Raw genomic sequence first — 21,441 nt, 5'->3', positions numbered from 1 at the left:
CAAGCGGTTGTTGTATCTAACACGCCAGCGCCATCATTAAACAAGTAAAAAGGACTTCATGGATAATCAGGAACAGGTCGGAATTGTTGAGGAAAAGAGTTTTGCGGAATTTATGGCCGAAAATCCGCTTGAAAAAGAGTGGCTGCAGCCCGGACAAAAGGTGCAGGCCCGCATCGTCAAGCTCTCACCTGAATGGATCTTCATTGATCTGGGCGGCAAGAGTGAAGGCTATATAGACCGCAAGGAATACCTCGACCCCGAGGGCAATCTGACCGTAAAGGAAGGCGAAACAGTCACCGTTTACTTTCTTTCCTCCCGGAATAGTGAAAAACTTTTCACCTGCAAGATTGGCCGCGGCGATGCCGCCAAGGCATATCTGGAGGACGCCTGGCATAGCGGCATACCCATCGAAGGAAAGATCTCCAAAGAAACCAAGGGCGGATTGGAGGTCGTCATTGCGGGCGATGTCCGGGCCTTTTGTCCCTTCTCACAAACCGGGCTGCCCAGAAGTGAAAACGTTGCGGATTACATAGGAAAGACTTTACCCTTCAAGATCATGGAATATGCCGAACAGGGACGTAACGTGATAATCTCCCACCGCGAGATCCTGCAAGAGGAAAAAGCCAAGCATAAAGAAGGCCTGAAAGAAGTACTGAAAGAGGGGATGATAGTTACGGGCAAGGTCATGTCCCTGCACAATTTCGGCGCCTTCGTTGATATCGGCGGCATCCAGGGGTTGCTTCCCCTCTCTGAAATAGGTTGGGACAGAGCGGCTGATATTAATAGTCTGCTTGCGGTAGGAGATGAACTTTCTCTATCCATCTTAAAATTAGACTGGGATGCGGACAAAATTTCTTTGAGTCTCAAAGCCAACCTGGCCGATCCCTGGACAAATATCGAGAAAAACTTCTCCAAGGGGGCCTGCCTGACCGGTCGCGTCTCCTCCCTGACCAATTTCGGCGCCTTTGTCTCACTTTCGGCCGGCGTGGAAGGTCTCATCCATATTTCCAAACTGGCCAAAGGAAAACGCATCAAACATGCCAACGAAATACTCGCGAAAGGTCAGTCGGTAGAGGTGCGCATTGAAGCGATTGACGTTGAGAAAAAACGCATCTCCCTTACATTGGCTGCGACTGACGGCGAGGGGGCTGAGACGCCAGGAACAGGGGAAAATGCAGAGAAGGTCGAAGACCTGCTTAAATACATGGGAGAGGCAAAATCAACTTCCTTCGGTTCTCTGGGAGATCTGCTGAAATCAAAATATCCCCCAAAATCGAACCCCGATAAACGGGATAAGTAAGTTAAGCATTATAGATGACAAATTATCGTTTCTTGATCCTATGTTTAATTTTCTTTCTTGCTGCGGCAACTTCAGCTCCGGCACAGTCTCAGTCCCAGTATCTGCATTTGACCCGTCCCGACAGCCTGACCTACCCGGCCTTGCAGTTTAAACCGCCTCAGGCGGAACGGTTAAAGCTACCCAACGGCATGATTATTTATATCCTTGCGGATCACGAACTGCCGCTCGTCAACATCCACGCCGTCATGAAGGCCGGGGCATATTTTGATCCGGACGGCAAAGAAGGTCTGGCCGAATTAACGGGCACGCTGATGCGCACCGGCGGTACGGAGCTGATGAGCGGCACGGAGATAGACGAGGAGCTGGAAGCGCTCGCGATTGATATCAATTTAGCGGCACAAATGGAGAACTGCACTATCAGTTTCTCCAGCCTGAAGAATAACCTGGACCGCGGCATGGAGATATTGTCCCGGATCGTGAGGCAACCTGTCTTTGCAGAAGATAAATTACTACTGGCCAGGAACTTGAAGATGGAAGAATTAAGGAGGATCGGCGACGATCACCAGCAGTTTGCCTTCCGGGAATTCAACCGCGTCCTGTATAGAGGCAATCCGCGCGGCAGGCTCCCCTCCCTGACGTCGGTGAAAAAAATCACGCGCGACGATCTGCAGCAATTCCACCAGCGTTATTATAACCCTGACAATATAATGGTCGCCATCACCGGAGACATTACCAAACCGGAGGCTCTTGCCCTGCTGGAAAAATATTTCGGCAACTGGCCAAAAAAGGGAACACCGGCAGAGATTCTACCGCCGCCCAATAGCTTGCAGGCAGGTCTCTTCTATCTCGCCAAGGATGTACCGCAATCGGTCGTGATCACCGGGAGATTTGCACCCGCGAAGAAAAGCGCCGATTTCTATCCCTTTACGGTGTTGGATTTCATCCTCGGAAGCGGTGGGTTTCGTTCCCGCATCTTTCAGGAAATCCGGACCAATCTGGGGCTTGCCTATAGCGCCGGCAGTTTTTACCGGCCCAAAGGTGATTATGGAGTTCTCGGAACTTATGCCATGACCAAGTCGTCCACCACGGGCAAAGCATTATCCCTCCTGAGATCCATTACGGCCAGGATAAAAAGCGAATCCATCGGCGCCGGGGAACTCGCCTGGGCAAAAAAATCCCTCAACAACAGCTTCATATTTTCTTTCCGTTCGACCGAACAGATAGCCAAACAGCAACTAATGCTGGAATTTGATCAACTGCCCCAGGATTACCTGCTTACCTATCAAGACAGGATCACCAGAGTGAGTAGTGAAGAAGTCGCCAGGGTGGCCGGCCGTTATCTTCTGCCGGAAGAAACTGTCACCCTGGTAATGGGCCAGGAAAAAGACTTTGACCAACCATTAACCGCTTTTGGCAGGGTGGAAACGTTGGTGCCCCATGATTGACGCCCGCCTTTTTGCACGCTTGGCCGCAAGGATAGATTCCTACGCCGAGACCATGATAGAGATGCAGTATTCCCTGACTGCGGTTCCCGCTCTTGGACCAGAGAACTGCGGCCACGGCGAGCTGGAGAAATCGCGCCTGATCCTTTCCTGCCTCCAAAAGTTCGGTTTCCCACCGGTCCGGGAGATAAACGCCCCTGACCCGCATGTATCATCGGGTATCCGTCCGAACCTGCTCGTCGCCCTGCCGGGAAAAGACCAGAGCCAAAGGGTCTGGATATTGACGCACATGGACATCGTGCCGCCCGGTGAATTGAACCTCTGGAGTCATGACCCGTACCAGGGCTACGTTAAAGACGGCAAGATTTTTGGCCGGGGTGTGGAAGACAATCAGCAGGATATGGTGGCATCAATTTTTGCTGCCAAGGCTTTCTTAGACGAGGGTATCGTACCGGAGAAGAGTTTTGGGCTCGCCTTTGTCGCCGATGAAGAAACTTCCAGCCTCATGGGCCTGGATTATGTACTCACCCACGCTGACAACCCGTTTCTGAAATCCGACCTGATCGTGGTGCCCGATTCGGGTAATGATGAGGGAAGCATTATTGAAGTGGCGGAAAAAAGCATCCTCTGGCTGCAGATCAAGACCGCAGGCAAACAATGCCACGCCAGTAAACCAGACCTCGGGAAAAATGCCTTTCTGGCCGCCTCCCACTTGGTCGTGCGTCTGAACGATCTGCATGAGCTGTTAGGCGCCCAGGATCAGCTTTACGAACCGCCGGCCAGCACCTTCCAGCCGACAAAGAAGGAGGCCAACGTACCCAACGTCAACACCATACCGGGCAGCGACGTCTTTTATTTAGACTGCCGCGTGTTGCCGGTCTATCCATTGACAGGGGTCTTGTCGGCCATCCGCGCCATGGCGGATGAAATTGAACAGCGCTTTGGCGTCACGATTGAAATCACACCCGTGCAGCAGATCCAGGCGCCTCCTCCAACCCCCAACGATGCCTCCGTCGTGACGGCCCTGCAGCAAGCCATCCGCGATGTCTACGAGGTCGAGGCAACACCTGCCGGTATCGGGGCTGGAACCGTGGCTGCCCATTTTCGCCAACGCGGCTATCCCGTGGCTGTCTGGTGCCGGATGACCCAAACCGCCCACCAGCCCGACGAATCCTGCCTCATTGTTAACATGCTGGGAAACGCAAAGGTGTACGCCCACCTGTGCCTGCAATATTGAAGCAGCGTCTGAATAATGAATAAAACAATCCTGCTCATCAACCCCTGGATACATGACTTTGCCGCCTTTGACTATTGGATTAAGCCATTAGGGCTGCTTTATATCGGCTCTTTTTTACGCAATAACGGTTATCACGTCGAGTTAATTGATTGCCTGGATCCCTGGAATCCGCAGATGAGAAAGGAGCTCTCGCCTCGCGCTCCCCGTCGTTTTGCGGACGGCCAGGGCAAGTATTTCAGAGAGACGATTACCAAACCGGCGGCCTTAAAAAGTATCCCGAAAAAATATCACCGCTATGGCCTGGCGCCGCACATTTTGCGCGCCATGCTGCTGAATTTGCCCCAGCCTCAGATGATTATGATCACCTCGATGATGACCTACTGGTACCCAGGGGTATTTGAGACTATCAGCATTGTAAAAGAAATCATGCCCGGAGTGCCGGTCGTTATGGGAGGCAATTACGCGACCCTTTGCCCGCAGCACGCTGCCCGGTCCGGGGCGGATTTTGTACTGTCGGGAAATGGGGAAGCAGCGATTGCCGCTCTGATGAAGGCAGAGTTCAATGTTGATTTGCCCTTCCCGGCCGATCCCGGCAATCTGGATTCCAGCCCCTACCCGGCGTACGATCTTGTCCACCACCCCGACCAGTTGCCCATAATGACCTCACGCGGGTGTCCTTTTACTTGTACCTATTGCGCCTCCGGGATTTTAAATCCTTCGTTTCTGCGGCGAGACCCCGACCAGGTTTTTGCGGAACTCGAGTTCTGGCATCAGTCCTTACATGTCCAAAATTTCTCTTTATACGATGACGCCTTTCTTGTCCAACCGCTGGAAATGGCCATCCCTTTACTTGAAGAAATTATTAAACATCACCTCCCCTGGCAGTTTCATTGCCCGAATGGCCTGCATATACGGGAAGTTAACGACGAAATCGCCATGTTGATGTTTAAGGCCGGATTTAAAACCATTCGTTTCGGCTTTGAAACGGCGGACATCGCACGGCAGCAAGAGACGGGCGGCAAGGTCACCAATAGCGAATTACAGCAGGCTGTCCAATGTTTGGTTAAGGCGGGCTACCGGCAAGACGAAATCGGCATCTATCTCCTCTGCGGTCTGCCTCAACAAACGGCAACAGAGGTGAGGGAAAGCATCTTATTTGTCAAATCATGCGGCGCAAAGCCCATTCTGGCGGAATATTCCCCCATCCCCGGCACGGCTCTGTGGGATGAGGCGGTGCAGGTTTCCCCCTTCAATATCGAGGCCGAACCCCTGTATCACAACAATACGCTTCTGCCTTGCCAAGGAGATAATTTTACTGATGAAATGTACCAATCGCTGAAATCATTGACGCGACTTCCCACTTGATATAGGAAAGAGGATATGGGCTCGTTTACCTGGTGGATTAAAATCGTTGTGATTGCCGTTCTGGCCGTCTTGTTCTTATCTTTATCTGTTGTTAATCTGATCAGCGCTTATCAGTTGAAAAATCCGGCTGAGTTCGTTTTGGCATTTTTTTCTCACTCTTTGATGTTGCTGATCAGCGTTGTCGGTTTTATTTACTCGATCCTGCAATTGTATTTCTACTTTATAAAGGAAAAGGCCGAATAGTATGAATACTCCGGGTAATTACAACAGTCGCATATTGACAACACTTATCCTGCTCACTCTGGTCTTTATCACCCCGGCCCGCTTGTGGTCCTACGAACTGGAAAAACAGGTAAAGAAGTACACCCTTGATAATGGCCTCATAGTCCTCATGCTTGCCCGTCATACGAGCCCCACCGTGTCGCTCTACATCAGACACCGGGTCGGCGCCGTTGATGAAGCCAACGGGGCGACCGGCACTGCTCATTTACTGGAACACCTGATGTTCAAGGGCACAGAAACAATCGGCGCCAAAAACTATCCGGCCGAAAGAAGAATTCTGCAGCAGATAAACCAGGTGGGTTCCCACCTCGATCAGGAAAAGATGAAAGAGGAAGGTGCAGATAAAAAGCTTATGGAAGAACTGCAAACAAAGCTCTCGGAACTGCATAAAAAACACCAGCCGCTGATCCTGTCCAACGAAATAGACCGTCTCTACACGGAAAACGGCGCCGTCGGCCTGAATGCCTCCACGGGTCAGGATGTCACTACCTACCAGGTCAGTCTGCCGGCGAACAAGATTGAACTCTGGGCGCGCATCGAGGCCGACCGCATGCAACATCCCGTATTTCGTGAATTTTATACCGAACGCGATGTGGTTATGGAAGAGCGCCGGCAATCGGTAGAATCCGACCCCGAAGGCAAACTGATGGAGCAGTTCCAGGCGGCCGCTTTCCAGGCCCATCCTTACGGACGGCCGATCCTGGGCTGGCCATCGGATATGTCATTTCTCAATCCCGATTATATGCGGGATTTCTTCAACCGCTATCACGCACCCAATAATACCGTGATCGCCATCGTCGGCGACATTGATATCTCAGCCACCATGAAAATTGTAAAAAAATATTTCGGCGGCATCAAACGCCAAAAAATATCGGCTGTTCACATCAGCGCCGAACCTCCGCAAAAGGGCGAAAGGAGGGCCGAAGTATCTTTTTCCGCCCGCCCGCAGCTCGCAATCGGTTATCATAAAACAACGTTACCGTCCTTTGACGACTACGTCTTTGATGTCATCGAAAGCATTTTATCGCAGGGAAGGACCTCCCGGCTTTATAAATCAATTGTAGAAACCAAGGGTCTGGCCGAAAGCGTCCAAGCGGCGAACGGCTGGCCGGGCGTCCGGTACCCGAACCTGTTTGCCATTTTTGCCACACCTCGCGACCCCCATACGAGCGCCGAATTGGAGAACGCAATCTATCAGGAAATCGAAAAATTAAAGACGGAAGCGGTATCGAGCCAAGAAATTGAAAAGACCAAAAACCAGCTCAAGGCCGATTTTATCAGAGGATTAGCTTCTAATTCCGGTCTGGCTAATAAGCTTTCGTACTACGAAATGTTGGCCGGAGATTATCGTTATCTGGTCAATCACATCAATTTCATAGAAAAAATCACACCCGCCGATATAACGCGGGTAGCCAATAAATACCTGACCAAAGAGAATCGAACAGTGGCGACGCTGGTACATAATTAAGCCAGTGGTTTGCCGTTATTGAGTTTTTCATAAAGCCGGATGTAGGCGGAGATCATTTTTCCTAAGTCATGCCTTTCCCGGGTTTCCTTCATAATCCTGATGATCTGCCCGGCCTTTATTTCCGGGGCATGGCGATGGAAGAGCAGGCTTTTCTCGAGAGCAAACCAGAGTCCTCCGGCATCGTAATCGCGGAAGAGAAAGCCGTTGCCCACGTCATGCGTGGCGCCGTCAATTCTGAGCTTTAATTCCCGGATCTTGTCGTGGTATCCCCCCGTGTCGCGGTTGGTGGCCGTGGCGCCAAACAGATTGCCTAATTGATCAATCTGTCCGCAGGGTTCATAGAGAGACGCCCCAAAAACATCGCTGGCCGCCGCATAACCGAGCAGGGACATCTCCTCGTTGTAGGGTTGATAGGCAATTCTTCCCTGCGATGCCATGGCAATCCCGCCCACGACATCGCTGTGGTAATAATCATCACCAATGCCGTTACCCACAATCGCTATTTGCGCATCACTATGGGTCATGACAAAAGGCAGGGCAATCTGCTCCAGGAGCTCTACACCTTTTTGGAATGGGTCAAGTCGCGATGGCCAGTAAAAAAGGATGGCCTCAGGATTAGCATTTAAACCCGTGCGCTGCTGGAAGGCGACAAGGTTCTCTCTTTTGGCCTGGATTACATCGTCATCGGGACCGTACTTTCTTACAATAAATTCACAGCGTTCCGGGTAAACGGAGTTGGAGGGCGCATTTATTATGGCCGAGGCCGCATCGGCATAGTATTTAGCCTTCACCTCGTTCCTGACACTGGTAGGGACAATGTTCCGGTCGAGAAAGTAATCATCTACGACTTCTTTCAGAAATCTTTGCCCCACGAAGTTTATGAGCGTGGCATTTTTTATTGCCGTCGCCTGGCAATCAATGCAATCGGTGCCATTGATGTTGGTCAGATAAAGCCTGCCCGATAAAGTTTTACGATCCACGCCACTGAGATAATCAACAGGCAAATGGGCCGTAAAGACATTGTGTACCGTATGCAGGACGGGCAGCCTCCTGGCTTTGGCATAGGCGGTAATTGCGCCCCCGGCCATCCAGTCATGGCTGTGGATGATAAGTCCTTCGTGTTCAGCCCGGAGTGTTTTAATCAGGTTGTTCACTGCCTCTTTTTGAAATTCTGCTGCCGTTAGCAGCACATCCCCGGAATAGGCGCTCAATTTATCGGCAAACAAAGAGGAGCTGATGAGATGAATATTCTGGGGATCTATCGTGTAGCGCAGTTGCTGCCATTGCAGCTCGGTTAAATTGGCCTCACTGCGAAAACGTTTTTTCAGATTAAGCGTTATCACATGCACATGGATGCCCCGTTCCGTGAGGCCCTCGCACAGCGCCGAAACCACCTCCCCCTGCCCGCCGGTCTTACCGAAAACATATTGCGCCAACCCCCCCATGCCCGTCGGCAAGCGACCCGTTTCCGGGCTGATCATCAACACCGCCGTCTTTTGCCTTTTTATTAAGATGGCAGAACGCTTCACGGCCATTTCCAAATAATCTATCTTCCGCGTCAGGATGTGAGAAGGGCGGGCGATGGAACCGTAGGGATTGAAATAGTTATGGACGGCGTTGTCTTCTCCTTCATTTTCGTGCAGGAAATAGACATGATCCGATGTAGTCAGATGGCGCCAGTGGTTCAGTATTCCAGATTCTCAATGTCCCGAAACAGTTCATATTGCGTAGCTGTCCCCAGCCAGCCGAAGGTGTCCCGCCCGGCATCAGCCCATGATGACGTAGAAAGGCCTTGAATGCTCAGCTCCGGACAAGCGGCGTTCTTGAAGGCCTGGGCAATCTCCGTGGGCGTAGATACCACGACATTGGGATAAGACGCCAGGGCGGCGGGAAGACCTCGCCAGAAAGCAAATATCCCCTTGTCCTCCCAGATATGTTCCCCGATGTGCTCAAAATCGTAACCGAGCAGCACTACTTCCCCATCCACCTTTGCCAGGTAAGAGGCGTATTCCTCCGCCGTAATCGGCCGGTGAGGAAACCGAAAGGCCACGTCATCGCTTAGTTCGCGATTACGCGGAATGACAACCAACTTGCTTCCCTGAGCATGAAAAACAGTGTTAGGAGAAATAGGCTTGTCATCCGTGATAAACATGTCCGGACGCTGCTCGCAGAGAATGGCCTGATAGCCCATGTCCGCAACCACATCGGCAATGTGGTTGTTATACATCAGTTCCGTATTGCGGAAGGAAGTGGGAACGACACCGAAAAGCATCCGAAGCTTTTCCCGATGCAGGGCTACCTGATCGCGGAATTCCTGACGCCGGGGATCGGCAAAAAGACTGGTCAAAGAATGGTAATAGGTCTCATCCAGACATTCCACCTGCCCACCCTTCCGTCCGGCAGCAAACAATTCCTGGAGGGCCTTGACGACCTCGGGGTTATAAAGCTCCGCCTGCTCCAGAAATGTTCCTGAAAGGCCCAGGGCAATCTTAAACAGCGGATATTCGGCGATTAGTTCCGTGAACATTCGCACGGCAGGCAGATAACACTTGTCGGCAACCTTCAGGAAAATGTCGCGGTTCCTTTCTTCCCAGAAGAACTTGTCCCGGTCCGGATGAAGCCGAAAAGGTTGATGCATCTGAAAATAAAAGGAGACGAGGGGCATATGAACTCCAGCCTGCGGTTTGTAATTTGTGCTATTCTACAGCAGTCTTATGAAAAAAGTCAACATGCCTGTTGATGTCTGTTGAATAGAAGATCAGCAAATCTCTAAGCTCGACAAAATGCATGATTTCGATAGTGAATATTAGTATCGGGTCATTTGGTTTCCTGTAATTCTTCCCTATTGACAGACATATTTTGACATGTTAAGGCAGGCGGCAAATGACTGCCGCTTGCCTATGAATCCATTACTGAAAGAGGAGAATTATATGTCAGAGTCAAATGCCTTTGCGGTGGCGCAGAAACAGTTGGATCAGTGCGCCAAAATCTTGAATCTGGATCCCGGCATTCATGCTATGCTCCGGGTCCCCGTGCGTGAATTATATGTTTCCCTGCCGATCCGGATGGACGACGGCACGGTCAAGGTGTTTCAAGGTTTCCGTGTGCAGTACAACGATGCCAGAGGCCCGGCGAAGGGCGGCATCCGGTTTCATCCCGATGAAACCATAGACACGGTAAAGGCTCTGGCCGCCTGGATGACCTGGAAATGCGCCGTGGTTGACCTGCCCCTGGGCGGCGGCAAGGGCGGCGTTATCTGCAACCCGAAAGAGATGTCCCAGGGTGAACTGGAACGCGTCAGCCGCGCCTATATTGATCAGATCTGGCAGTTTATCGGTCCGGAAAAGGACGTTCCGGCGCCGGATGTGTACACCAACCCCCAGATCATGGCCTGGATGATGGATGAATACTCCAAACTCTCCGGTAAAAACCAGTTCGGCGTGATCACAGGCAAACCCTTGGCCCTCGGCGGTTCCGCCGGCCGCGGGGATGCCACCGCCCGGGGCGGCCTTTACACCGTTCGCGAAGCGGCAAAAGTCCTGGGCATTGATCTGTCCAAGGCCACCATCGCCGTCCAGGGTTACGGCAATGCCGGTTATTACGCCGCTTGTCTCGCCCAGACCATGTTCGGCTGCAAGATCGTGGCGGTCAGTGACTCCAGGGGCGGCATCAGTTGCGACGCCGGTTTCGACCCCGTGGCCGTCGGGGAACACAAAGCACAGACATCGTCCGTCTGCAACTTCCCCGACACGGAATTCATTACCAACGAAGACCTTCTGGAAATGGATGTAGATATCCTGTTCCCGTCGGCTCTGGAGAGCGTCATCACCGAGGTAAACGCCCCCAGGATCAAGGCGAAGATTATCGCCGAGCTGGCCAACGGCCCGACGACGCCGGAAGCCGACGAAATCCTGCACAAGAACGGCGTCCATGTGATCCCCGACTTCCTGTGCAATGCCGGCGGCGTGACCGTATCCTACTTCGAAATGGTCCAGAATTTCTATATGTACTACTGGGATGAGGAAGAGGTCCACAAGCGCCTGGACAAAAAAATGACTTCCGCCTATCACAAGGTGTTTGAGACATCGAAAAAGTACAACATCAACATGCGTCAGGCGGCCTATGTCGTCGCCGTGGAGAGGGTCGTGGAAGCCATGCAACTCCGCGGCTGGATGTAAATAGGGGTTTAGGCTATATAACACACCGCCTGCTGGCTTCGGGGATCGGCAACCAGACGGGCGTAACGGCCCCCCGTACATGCCGGGAGATCAATCAGGTGCACATACGGGGCGAATTTATCCGCCTCCGGCAGGAGGTCGGTCAGGGAATTCCTGGCCTCCGCAAAGAACTTGTGCTGGAAGTCCGCCTCCGGATCGTTGGGATACACGGGTAGATAGATGATCTGAGCCTCCACGAGGTCCAGAAAGAAGTGGGTTCCATAGGACACCTCGGGAATATGCCCCGCCGCCTCCCGGGCGATCTCGACCAGAACCGCCGTGTTATTGATGTCCGCATAACTCACGTTCACGCCTAGGTTGATATTGCTGCTTCCCCAGCGGCCTGGCCCCATCATGATGAGGTTCTGCCCTTCAATCCGGGGGTGTTCGTTGATTTTTCCGACAATCCGGCCGAGAGTTTTCTTGATGTCCCTCTCCTCGATCGCTGCATAACGTTTTGGATCAATATACAGAATATACCGAATTTGCTCTACAACCCCGCCACTGATCGTTCGGTGAGACCGGAAAAGAATCCGCTCCGTCGGCAGCTCCCGGGGCAGTTCCACGGGGCCCGTCGTCCCGGGAAGGCGCATGGGCCTGCACTGGAGGAGATTCACCCGGATACGGCCGTCATGATCCACCGCGGCGGTGAACTCCGTATCGAGGGGATGGCCGTAGACCCCCTCGAGGCGGGAGAGCATCTCCCCGATGATCTTTACGAAATTTGTACGGTTGATCAGGTTGTTGAAGGTCAGGACAAATTTGTTCGTTCCTGCCGGCAACCTGCCGGTGAAGGGATCACTGAGATAGCCGTCTTTCATCAGGGAGACGAGCATGGGTAAATGCGGATACTCCCCGTCGCGGAAGACCTCCCGGACGGACTTCGTGGCGAACCGGTTTTCCGCAAGATCAATGACATCCATTTCCCACTGCGAATACTTGGCGATCCGCGTCCCCGCTTCGGGGCGGAGTTGCGGGTGGCTGACGGCGATCATCCGCGGGTAGTCGTCGCCCACGCGGTTGACGGCCCGCGTGCCCAATCCAAGGACCAGCCGGATCATTCCCTGCTCAGGGTCAATCCGGTTTGTCCAGGCATAGAGATTGCGGGAAAAGGCGACCCCGGCCAGGGTCGGAAAAAAATAGCGGTTGAAGGGCCTGCCGGAGACCCGCTGGACGAGGATGGCCATCTGTTCGTCACTTTCCCCGAGTCCCCGTGTCCGCCGGTACGTCAGGGCATCGGGGTTTAAGGTGCTGGCGTAGACGAGCTTCACCGCCGTGAGAAAGGCTTCCAGTCGCACCTCGGGAGTTCCCTGATTCGCGCAGTACTCACTCCGGTACTTACCGGCAAAAGCGTTGCCGAAGCTGTCCTCAAGCAAACTGCTCGAGCGCACGATGATCGGGGCCTGGCCAAAGTAATCGAGCATGCGCCGGAACTGCTCCAGTATCTCAGCCGTAAACCGACCCGCAAGGAAGCGCTTCTCCACCTCGGCAAATTCCTCATGGGAAACATGGGAACTCCGCGAGAGCTTCAGGCGCAGGCGGAAAAGTTCGTTGTTCACGAGGAAGGTGAAGAAAACGTCCGCACCGATATAGAAAGAGTCGTGTTCCTCCAAAATCTCCGAGAACTCAAAGGCGCCCGCTGTCACCGCTAGGATCCGCCGGGCCAGGAGCATTCCGGCCGCTTTCCCGCCGATCCGCCCCGACCCTATCAGGCGATCCCGGATAGAGAAGAGATCGTCAATGGTAAAGTATTGATCGGCCAGACGGCTGAACTCCGGGTGATTGCCGATCATCATACGCGTGAGCTCCTGCTTCAGGGCAGCGACTTCCGAAGAATTCTCCGTCAGGGACTCTCCCGCTTCGTGATACTGCATGAGCTTCCGGTAGACGCTCGTCCAGGGGGCCGTGGATTTGTCCTTCACGTGCAAGGGGTTCCGGCTCGCCCGGGCGGAAATTGCCGCCGCATCGCCGCTCTGGAAGACGGGTGACCACCCTGCTTCCGCACGGATATGCGGGAGAAACATCTGGGGGGAGTAACGCGTCCAAACCTTGAGCGGATGAATATACATGTCGCCCTGCACGTGATACACATCTATCAATACTTGCGTTGTGTCCCGGATGCGGGCGACGACGCTGTGGGCATGGTGGCCCCGCGTCAGCGCGAAAAAGGCCACCGTGTCGAGCTCGTAAAGGAAGGGGCAGGTGATCTGGAAGAAGTTGGCCAGAAGTTCATCCGTTGCCCACTCCACGACGAGGGCGGAAAGGTTGTCGAAGATGTAGAAGACCTCCTTACCCAGATCCTCGATGATCTGATGGACCGCACCGCTGAACGCATCGAAGCCCTCGTGGGGGTTGACCTCGATGATGGTAAGCCCCGGCGCGGCATCCAGGATGGGCGGATGGGGGGCGAAGCGCATGTAAACGCAGGTACGCCCGTCGGCGATGGCCCGGGCGGCGAAAGGTCGGGCAAAATGAAGGTATTCATCCAAACGGTCCACCTGAAAGACGACATTGTCGCCCAGACACAGACCCTGAACCACCTCATCCAGGTCGTGAAGACCGCTCGCAACCGTTCTTGCATTCATCAACGCCCTTCCTCATAATTATGTGAGCCGGAACTGCCATTGGCAAAAGGTATCGGCGGGATGCGGATCAGGGGGCGCGAAGAGGCACGAAACCGCGATGCGGGGGTCTATGACGTGCGCGAAGCTGGCGAACTCACGATGATGCATATCCTTGCAGACATATTCGCCTAAACCCCGCTTCAGCCGGGCCTGCTGCGCCGGGCAGGAAGGCACGGTTATGGTCACAACATCATCGGTTTGAGAAATCTGGTAACCCACCAGGATACACCAGGGGAAAAGTTTGATCGCTTTCACAAAGCCGGCAAGACCCTGCTCTTCAATGTTAAAGCGGGCAAGCAGGTCTTTGGCGGCTATACCGGCGATACGCCCCCAAACCTGCTCGTTGATTTTTTCCGCCGTAGCCTGATCAAAACGCTCCGCTACCTTGATAAACCAGAAGGCGTCCGCAACCCGGTAATGCCACAGAAGGAATTCTATGTAGCTGGTAAGCTGTTCCCTGTCCATCTGCTGAAACGTTGTCATATCCATTGACTGATCCTCAATTTAAACTGCCTGAATCTTATTGACGTGTCTATTTATATGAAAATCCCCCCCATCCCCCCTTTACCAAAGGGGGGTTAAGGGGGGATTTTCATGTTTCGTTGTACCCGCGCTGTGCATGGGGGTTATTTCAGGAAGCCAACGGAAATCTTCCTGCCCCCTTGCTGCAGTTTGGCTCTATGGCGTAAGGCCGGATTCGACTTCCATGTCCGGGGGGGCTTCGAGTTCGATGCCCCAAAACAGTGTTTTCTTTTCTCCTGCCGCCAGTTCTAAATCCCAGCTCAACAGCCCCGGTTTTTCCTCAGCGCCGACGGCGAGCAGCTTGACTTTTATCCTGGCATCGTGAGCCTGGGGAGCGCTTTCCTCGATGCGCAGTTTTATCGGAGCGGCACGGTCGTTCCGGACCTCAAGACGCCACTGGCGGTGCTTGGGCTGGTCCGTCAGCAATTGGCTGGTAACCGTAACCTGGGGATCCTGTCCGAAGAAAAGCAATCCCTGCTTCCCGGATAATGAGAAGCTGCTCTTGCCCAGCAGGGTGCCCTGCTGGGAAAACATGGCCTGACCCGGTGGTATTTGCCTGGCTTCGGGAAAATTAAACAAGGCGCTGATAAAGGCCTGCGGGCCTTGACCGGGGCGAGCAAGGTAGCCGAAGGCGGCCGGCCAGACTTCTTCGGAGAGCTTTATCTTCAGACGCGAGCCGGCGGGGATGGTTTTTCTGCCCGCCGCTTGGAGATTAAAATCGTCTGGTGGGGCGACGGCCCGCGCTTCATTCCCTTCCGCCGGTATCGGTCCTTCCGCAGGCCCTTCCGTAAGTCTCGGCAGGGCTTTCGCCTTGTCGGCGGTGCGTTTTACTTTCGTCTTGATTCCTTCGCGAGGTTTTACATTCCAAGGTGGTAAAGCGGCCGGCGTGATAAAAGACGCAGGCGCGGTAAAAGTTGTCAATTGCACGGCCACGTCGTTCCATGGTTGCCCTGAATTTTGCCAGACTTCCGCCTCCTGGCCGAAAAGGATTTCTCCGCGCGCCGGACGGGCGTCGAGACGGTAAACCGGTTGCCAGCCGCAATCAGTCAGCGTATAACTATAGGTAAGCAAAATATCGTTAGCCGGGACGCTGGCCGCAGCGCTGGAAAAGAGGAAGGTGACTTCCCACACCCCAAGAAGATCATCCTTGCCGCGCGTCAGGCTCAGCTCCTCTTCCAGCTCCTTGATCTTCTTGTCCAGGCGGGGTATTTCCGGTCCCAGATTCAATTTTTCCTGATAGGCCTTTTTGATGTTCTTGCCGATGGCGGCGGCAATCACGCCGGCCTCAATTGTCGTCTTGGCCTTGGCTTTTGTCTGCTGCTGCCAGAACTGAATCTGGTTGTCGAGGCCGTGTAGAGAGGCCTGCAGGCCGTTTCTCTCCTCTCTGACCTGCCTGATCTGGCGGCGGAGCTCTTTGATCACACCATCCTCATCGTGCGGTAACTTGCGCCATGTTTGGTCCTCCAACTTCAATTTTGCCTCCGGGGGAAGGGAGGCCACTAAAGAAGCGGGATCAGCCGTACCGGGGAGAACAATGACCGCCTTGCGCAGATATTTACCTTCCGGCAGGAGACGAACTTTTGTTATCTCCGTAATGCGGGCGGCCTGGGGAAAGATGGTAACCTCTTTTGGTGTAGCCAAAGCCAGGCAGGGGAAAAAAGTCGCCAATAGGAAACAGGTTAGCAAGCGAGAAATTATTGTCTGCGTTTTTCCAGCAGAAAATAATTTCTTAAACCTACCGCCGACAACAATCGTGTCAAATTCTCTCATCCATTGGTCCTTTATTATCGAGGGGGGGTATTCTCCAGGATGCCTTTCAGCCCCTTGATGATTCCGATCTTGCCCACGGACACCTGTTTGCCTTTGGGGCCATAAATCACGCAACTGGGAGTGCTGTGAATGCTATCTTCCTTGATGTAGTTTTCCATGTTCTTAAAAATGGGCGCCGCGTCAAGGAGTTTGAATTTTATATTTCTTTTGGCCAGAAAGGCCTCCAGGTCCTTGGCGGTAAGAATGTTTTGTGCCGCTGCCTCAAATAACGCGCCTCGCGCCAGCATGGCCTGGGCAAAAAATCGCTTATTTTCATTCAGGATATAAAGAAAATAGCGGGCATAGAGGGGCGTCTCCTTGTGGACGGGCGTGTCAACTAAGGTAAGGCGGATAGTGTTTTTTTCCAGCAGCTTGGTCAGCAGCGCCTCGATTTCCGGTTCGGCGGCGCGGCAAGGGGCGCAGAAATAGTCCGTATAAATGCGCACATTAACGCGGCCGGAGCCGAAGGAAGTGATAAAGTTCTCATCGGCAAAGGCGGGCGTGGAAGACCCCTTAAAGGCCAAGAACAGGAAAAGCAGGCCAAGAATCGCCATGATGGTTATGAGCGGGATTTGCTTTTTCTGAAAGTTTACAACGAAAATCAGTATCAAAAGGATACCGAAGGCCAGGCAAAAGGGACAATAGGTGCTATTTTTCATCTGATAGCCAATCAGAAAAGCTTCTCCGCCGATCCCCATGGAGATCAGGGCCAGGCAAAGGCTGTCCTTTTTCAGTGCTGTCAGCAGAATCACCGCCGCCATGAAAACAATGCCCAGATATTTGAGATCCAGCCCCCAGATGGCGCCTTGCAGGTAACGGCAGGAGTCTACACAGAAGGTGTAAAATATGATAATACCGATGCCGATGCCAGCCATAACGCCCGTAAGGAGCCGCTTGTTCTGCAGCAGTTTATTCATCTTCGCCTCACACTTGTCTATCAGTTTTTAATTGGCATTTTTACATGCCGGTTTTACACGCCATCCCGACCTGCAGAACATCCCCAACTCGCTCTTTGTGGAAGCTGATAACACGACCATCACGGACAAGTAAAATGCCTTCCTCGCTTAGACAGGAAAATATTTCATCAATTTCTCCAAAGGTCTTTTCGGTCAGGCGCATTACCTCCTGCCGGGGGTCTCTTCCTTTGGTCAGAGGCCATTCCTTCAGGAAATAAAGGACGATCAGTAGTTTTATCCAGGCTTGGGTAACACGTTCCAGATCGTCGTTGGTGTGCTTGATGCGGCGGGAAAACTCCTGGAGCATGAAAAGAGAGACGGCCTCGCTTTCTCGCAGCAGATCGCGAAAAATATCGCCGCCGATAACGGCCACGTAACTCTTTTTCAGGGCGTAGGCCGAGGCAGTGCGCGTCACATCAATCAGGGCCGCCATTTCTCCCAGATATGCTCCGGCGCTGATCGAAGCCAGGGTTCTGGTGACTTGGCCGGCCTGCTTTTCCACCCGAACCTCGCCATCCAGAACATAAAACATGTCCCGTCCCGTATCGCCTTCCTTAAAAAGATATTCACCAGGCTCGTATATACGTCCAAATTTGCGGAATAATCTCTCTTCGCTCTTTAGCACCTTACTTTTTTGCATCAATAAGGCCTGTTCCAGCAGGATTAAATCCCTCCTCTCATAGGAAGAGATGATTTCCGCGCAAAAAAGCAGCATCATGGCCACATAAAATACCCAAATGACCAGCAGCACAACTGCCTCCATGGAGCCGAAAATTACATCATAGTGGGTGTAGTTGGCTATGTACCAGGCAAAAAAATACTTGGCCGCTTCCAGCAGGGTGGCAAAGATCACGGCGCCGCCGATGGCGCCGCGCAATGAGATCCGCGTCTTCGGTATGAGACGGTACAAGAGGCTTACAAACGCTACGGTCAGGAGATAGGGTATCAGGTGGCGGGGGATTAGAGTGTAACAATATGATAAAAAACTACTTTTTACCAATGGTGACTGCTTCCACATGACCGTCGCGATATAGGTAATTCCTACGCTGGTGATACTGACTAACCAGCCTAACGGGATCATGGCCAGGGCCAGGAGTTTGGATTGAACGAAGTTTCGCAAGGTCTTGGCCCGGAAGATAATATTCAAGGCTTTTTCCAGGGCCTCAAAGATCATGGCGGAAAGCCAGAGCAAACTGACAATTCCTATCCACCCGACGATACGGTGACCTTCTTTTAATTTCACAATATTATTAAGTAATTCATCAGAAAAAAAGGGGTGGATAGCCCTGATATTGGCGGCGATGTCCTTTTGAATTAGCGGGTGAGCGCTGAAAAAGTAGCCGGCCGCAAGAAGCGTAAGCAGGAACATCGGGATGAGGGACAGGATGGCATAGAAGGCAATGGCGGCGGCCTGATTCACCTCACTGTTGCGGGTATAATTCCGGTAAGCGTCGCGCAGGATCTCCCAGACACCGGCCGCACCCATGCGAATATATTTTTTGTACGCGGCCGCCAGTTTATCTTGATATTCATCTATCATGAAATTTTTGCATCCCGTCCTTTTGTCTCATTGGAGGATTTTTTTACCATTACCCCTTGACCGTGTCAAGCAGTGCAAAACATAAAAAATTCCCTTGGCCTTCCTGACGTCAAGGAATCAGGGGAATTTCAGAATTTCATTGCATAAACAGCAACTATTGGCTAAAGTCCCCCGCATGAAGCCTGTCATAAGAGCAGCAGTTATAATTGTTGGCCCCCTGGTTATTGCCTTGTTCGGTCTGATTCTCTTAAGCTGCCACCAGGGCGAGGATAGCATCAGGAAGCGATCCGATACCGGCCCCGCCTACGGCGACATTATGGTGGAGGGCTCCATCGGCGATGCCAGCAATCTCATCCCCCTCCTGGCCTCCGACAGTACATCGCACGGTATTGCCGGGATGGTTTATAACGGTCTCGTAAAATACGACAAAGACCTGCATATTGTCGGTGATCTGGCGTCAGCATGGGAGATTTCCCGCGATGGATTGGTGATCACCTTTCATCTCAGAAAAGACGTCAAATGGCATGACGGGCGTCCCTTTACCGCCGCCGACGTGCTCTTTACCTATCAGGCAACCATTGATCCCAGGACGCCGACCGCTTATGCCGGCGATTTTCTAAAGGTAAGAAAGGCCGAAATTCTGGATGCCCACACTTTCCGCGCCACTTACGATAAACCCTTCGCACCGGCCCTGATGAGCTGGAGCAGCGCCATTCTTCCCCGACACCTGCTGGTAGGCAAAGACATCGCCAAAAGCAAGCTGGCCCGTCATCCCGTGGGCACGGGTCCCTACATGTTCAAGGAATGGGTATCCGGTCAGAAGATCGTCCTGGCTGCCAATCCAGACTACTTTGAAGGGCGGCCCTATATTGACGGCTACATCTTGCGCATCATCCCCGATATGGCCACCATGTTTCTGGAGCTGCGCGCCCGCGGCATTGACCGGATGGGATTATCGCCCCTGCAGTTTACGCGGCAGACGGAGAACAATCTCTTCAGGAAAAACTTCAACAAGTACCGTTATCTTTCCTTTTCCTACACCTATCTCGGCTATAATCTGCAGAAACCGCTTTTCGCCGATAAGAGAGTGCGCCAGGCTATCAGTCATATGATCAACCGGGAGGAAATCATCCAGGGTGTTCTGCTGGGTCTGGGGCAGGTAGCAACGGGTCCATACAAGCCGGGCACATGGGCGCAAAACGACCGCGTGAAAAAGTATCCCTATGATCCGCAGCGCGCCAGGGAACTGCTGGCCGAGGCCGGCTGGAAAGATACCAACGGCGATGGTATCCTCGATAAGGATGGCCAGCCTTTTACCTTTGAAATCATTACCAATCAGGGCAATGATGTGCGGAGCAAGTGTGCGGAAATCATCCAGCGGAGACTCGCCGAGATCGGCATTATCGTCAATATCCGCGTTATCGAGTGGGCGGCCTTTGTCAATGATTTTATCAATAAGCGTAAATTTGATGCCACGCTGCTCGGGTGGACGATCCCGCTGGACCCTGATATTTACGACGTCTGGCATTCCAGTAAAACCGCCCCGGAAGAATTGAATTTCGTCTCCTACAAGAATAAAGAAGTGGATGAGTTGCTGGAGAAAGGAAGGAGCACCTTCGACCAGGAAGCCAGAAAAAAATGCTACGACCGGATCCAGGAGATTTTGGCTGAAGAGCAGCCGTACGCCTTTCTTTATGCCCCCGATGCCCTGCCGATCATTGATGCGCGCATCCGGGGAGTAGAGCCGGCGCCTCTCGGCATCGGCCATAACTTTATCAAGTGGTATGTTCCAAAGGAGGAGCAGCGGTTGGTCATGACGAGATAGACGGTGCAAGTTCCGGCGACACGATGAAATAGTTGACAGTATACAAAAAAAATGGTTAAGGCAGACCACACTTTCTGTTTGTGGGCGGTTAGCTCAGTTGGATAGAGTGCTGGCCTCCGAAGCCAAAGGCCGTGGGTTCGAATCCCACACCGCCCACCATTTCACATCTTATCTACCAAACCGTTATGACATGCTCATAATCGAGAATTTTACGGTCACAGGTCAGAAGCGGCACGGCAAGTCTTCGAGCTAGAGAAATTATGATGCGGTCCGCCGGATCCTTATGAAAATTGCCGGGAAGTAATGTGCTGGCAATGGCATCAAGCGGTGAGAGTGGTTCAATGACTGTTGCCGGGTAGCTTCTGGCCAAATAATACCAACGGTGTATATCCATTGGAATCGCAAGTTTGCCCAATTGTATCTTTACTGCCACCTCCCAAACAGAAATAGCAGAAAGAATGAGGGCGCCAGAGGCCTGTTCTTGCTGTATCAGTTTATCAGCAGCCGGCGATAACCTCGCAGGATCATGCAACCACCAGAGCCAGACATGCGTATCAAGCACAATCACTGCTCTAATGCCTCCCATAACCCCGGAACAGGCTCATCAAAATCATCAGAAATTGAAATGGAAATTCCGCGTAACGGAAAGCGAGCAGCCTCCTCCCGACAAATGTCAGGCGGGATCGGAGCCAGATGGGCAACAGGCTTTCCATTGCGGCTGATGATGATGGTCTCATGATTTATCAAAACATCGTCGAGTAGAGATGTCAGGTTGCTGCGTGCTGATGATACGGACAAGGATCTCATACAATTACCTCCTCATGAATATTATGTACAACTTAACATGTACAACT

17 protein-coding genes and 1 tRNA gene are annotated in these 21,441 nt (G+C 52.7%); 9 read left to right on the top strand and 9 right to left on the bottom strand.

Going from position 1 to position 21,441, the window contains the following annotated elements; all coding sequences use genetic code 11:
• The first annotated feature begins 58 nt into the window (after positions 1-58).
• Genes rpsA through NT140_10125 form a run of 6 tightly spaced genes read left to right on the top strand, consistent with a single transcriptional unit; the run spans position 59 to position 7,094 of the window.
• A complete protein-coding gene (gene rpsA, locus NT140_10150; GenBank protein ID MCX5832227.1) occupies positions 59-1,300 on the top strand; it encodes a 30S ribosomal protein S1 in 1,242 nt (413 codons plus the stop codon).
• A 14-nt stretch (positions 1,301-1,314) separates the two neighbouring features.
• Positions 1,315-2,745: a pitrilysin family protein gene (locus tag NT140_10145; protein ID MCX5832226.1), complete on the top strand. Its 1,431-nt coding sequence runs from the start codon at positions 1,315-1,317 to the stop codon at positions 2,743-2,745.
• Entirely contained in the window at positions 2,738-3,979 is a 1,242-nt protein-coding gene (locus NT140_10140) for a M20 family metallo-hydrolase (protein ID MCX5832225.1), read from the top strand. Before NT140_10145 ends, NT140_10140 begins: the two co-directional genes overlap by 8 nt.
• Before the next feature lie 15 nt (positions 3,980-3,994).
• Positions 3,995-5,344, top strand: coding sequence for a radical SAM protein (locus NT140_10135; GenBank protein MCX5832224.1), 1,350 nt, complete (start codon positions 3,995-3,997; stop codon positions 5,342-5,344).
• A 15-nt stretch (positions 5,345-5,359) separates the two neighbouring features.
• Positions 5,360-5,587, top strand: a complete 228-nt coding sequence (locus tag NT140_10130) for a hypothetical protein (GenBank protein ID MCX5832223.1) — start codon at positions 5,360-5,362, stop codon at positions 5,585-5,587.
• A gap of 1 nt (position 5,588) precedes the next feature.
• On the top strand, positions 5,589-7,094 hold the full coding sequence (locus tag NT140_10125; protein ID MCX5832222.1) for a pitrilysin family protein: 1,506 nt from the start codon (positions 5,589-5,591) through the stop codon (positions 7,092-7,094).
• Here NT140_10125 and NT140_10120 read toward each other — a convergent pair.
• Entirely contained in the window at positions 7,091-8,629 is a 1,539-nt protein-coding gene (locus NT140_10120) for a glycogen/starch synthase (GenBank protein MCX5832221.1), read from the bottom strand. The genes NT140_10125 and NT140_10120 overlap by 4 nt on opposite strands.
• A gap of 149 nt (positions 8,630-8,778) precedes the next feature.
• Positions 8,779-9,759, bottom strand: coding sequence for a glycoside hydrolase family 57 protein (locus NT140_10115; protein ID MCX5832220.1), 981 nt, complete (start codon positions 9,757-9,759; stop codon positions 8,779-8,781).
• 265 nt (positions 9,760-10,024) lie between these two features.
• On the opposite strand from NT140_10115, the gene NT140_10110 reads away from it, so the two are divergent.
• The gene (locus NT140_10110; protein ID MCX5832219.1) at positions 10,025-11,272 is read left to right on the top strand and encodes a Glu/Leu/Phe/Val dehydrogenase; all 1,248 of its coding nucleotides are present in this window, start codon (positions 10,025-10,027) and stop codon (positions 11,270-11,272) included.
• Positions 11,273-11,280: 8 nt separating this feature from the next.
• On the opposite strand, the gene NT140_10105 is transcribed toward NT140_10110, so the two are convergent.
• The 5 genes from NT140_10105 to NT140_10085 all read right to left on the bottom strand — a co-directional run bounded on the left by NT140_10105 (position 11,281) and on the right by NT140_10085 (position 18,762).
• Positions 11,281-13,896, bottom strand: a complete 2,616-nt coding sequence (locus NT140_10105; protein MCX5832218.1) for a phosphoenolpyruvate synthase — start codon at positions 13,894-13,896, stop codon at positions 11,281-11,283.
• An 18-nt stretch (positions 13,897-13,914) separates the two neighbouring features.
• Positions 13,915-14,424, bottom strand: a complete 510-nt coding sequence (locus tag NT140_10100) for a DUF6125 family protein (GenBank protein ID MCX5832217.1) — start codon at positions 14,422-14,424, stop codon at positions 13,915-13,917.
• A 189-nt stretch (positions 14,425-14,613) separates the two neighbouring features.
• A complete protein-coding gene (locus tag NT140_10095; protein MCX5832216.1) occupies positions 14,614-16,227 on the bottom strand; it encodes a DUF4139 domain-containing protein in 1,614 nt (537 codons plus the stop codon).
• Positions 16,228-16,241: 14 nt separating this feature from the next.
• Positions 16,242-17,183, bottom strand: a complete 942-nt coding sequence (locus NT140_10090) for a thioredoxin domain-containing protein (GenBank protein MCX5832215.1) — start codon at positions 17,181-17,183, stop codon at positions 16,242-16,244.
• A 40-nt stretch (positions 17,184-17,223) separates the two neighbouring features.
• Complete coding sequence (locus NT140_10085) at positions 17,224-18,762, bottom strand: YihY family inner membrane protein (GenBank protein ID MCX5832214.1); 1,539 nt, start codon at positions 18,760-18,762, stop codon at positions 17,224-17,226.
• Between the two features lie 175 nt (positions 18,763-18,937).
• Here NT140_10085 and NT140_10080 point away from each other — a divergent pair, with 175 nt between their 5' ends.
• Positions 18,938-20,587: a peptide-binding protein gene (locus NT140_10080; protein MCX5832213.1), complete on the top strand. Its 1,650-nt coding sequence runs from the start codon at positions 18,938-18,940 to the stop codon at positions 20,585-20,587.
• Positions 20,588-20,669: 82 nt separating this feature from the next.
• Positions 20,670-20,746, top strand: a tRNA-Arg gene (locus NT140_10075).
• 13 nt (positions 20,747-20,759) lie between these two features.
• Here the strand turns inward: NT140_10075 and NT140_10070 are convergent.
• Both NT140_10070 and NT140_10065 read right to left on the bottom strand, forming a co-directional pair.
• Entirely contained in the window at positions 20,760-21,155 is a 396-nt protein-coding gene (locus NT140_10070; GenBank protein ID MCX5832212.1) for a type II toxin-antitoxin system VapC family toxin, read from the bottom strand.
• Positions 21,152-21,394: a type II toxin-antitoxin system Phd/YefM family antitoxin gene (locus tag NT140_10065; protein MCX5832211.1), complete on the bottom strand. Its 243-nt coding sequence runs from the start codon at positions 21,392-21,394 to the stop codon at positions 21,152-21,154. The genes NT140_10070 and NT140_10065 overlap by 4 nt, the downstream gene beginning before the upstream one ends.
• Between the last annotated feature and the right edge of the window lie 47 nt (positions 21,395-21,441).

Source organism: Deltaproteobacteria bacterium (assembly GCA_026388415.1).
Taxonomy (GTDB): domain Bacteria; phylum Desulfobacterota; class Syntrophia; order Syntrophales; family JACQWR01; genus JAPLJV01.
This window is presented reverse-complemented; position numbering and strand designations above follow the sequence as displayed.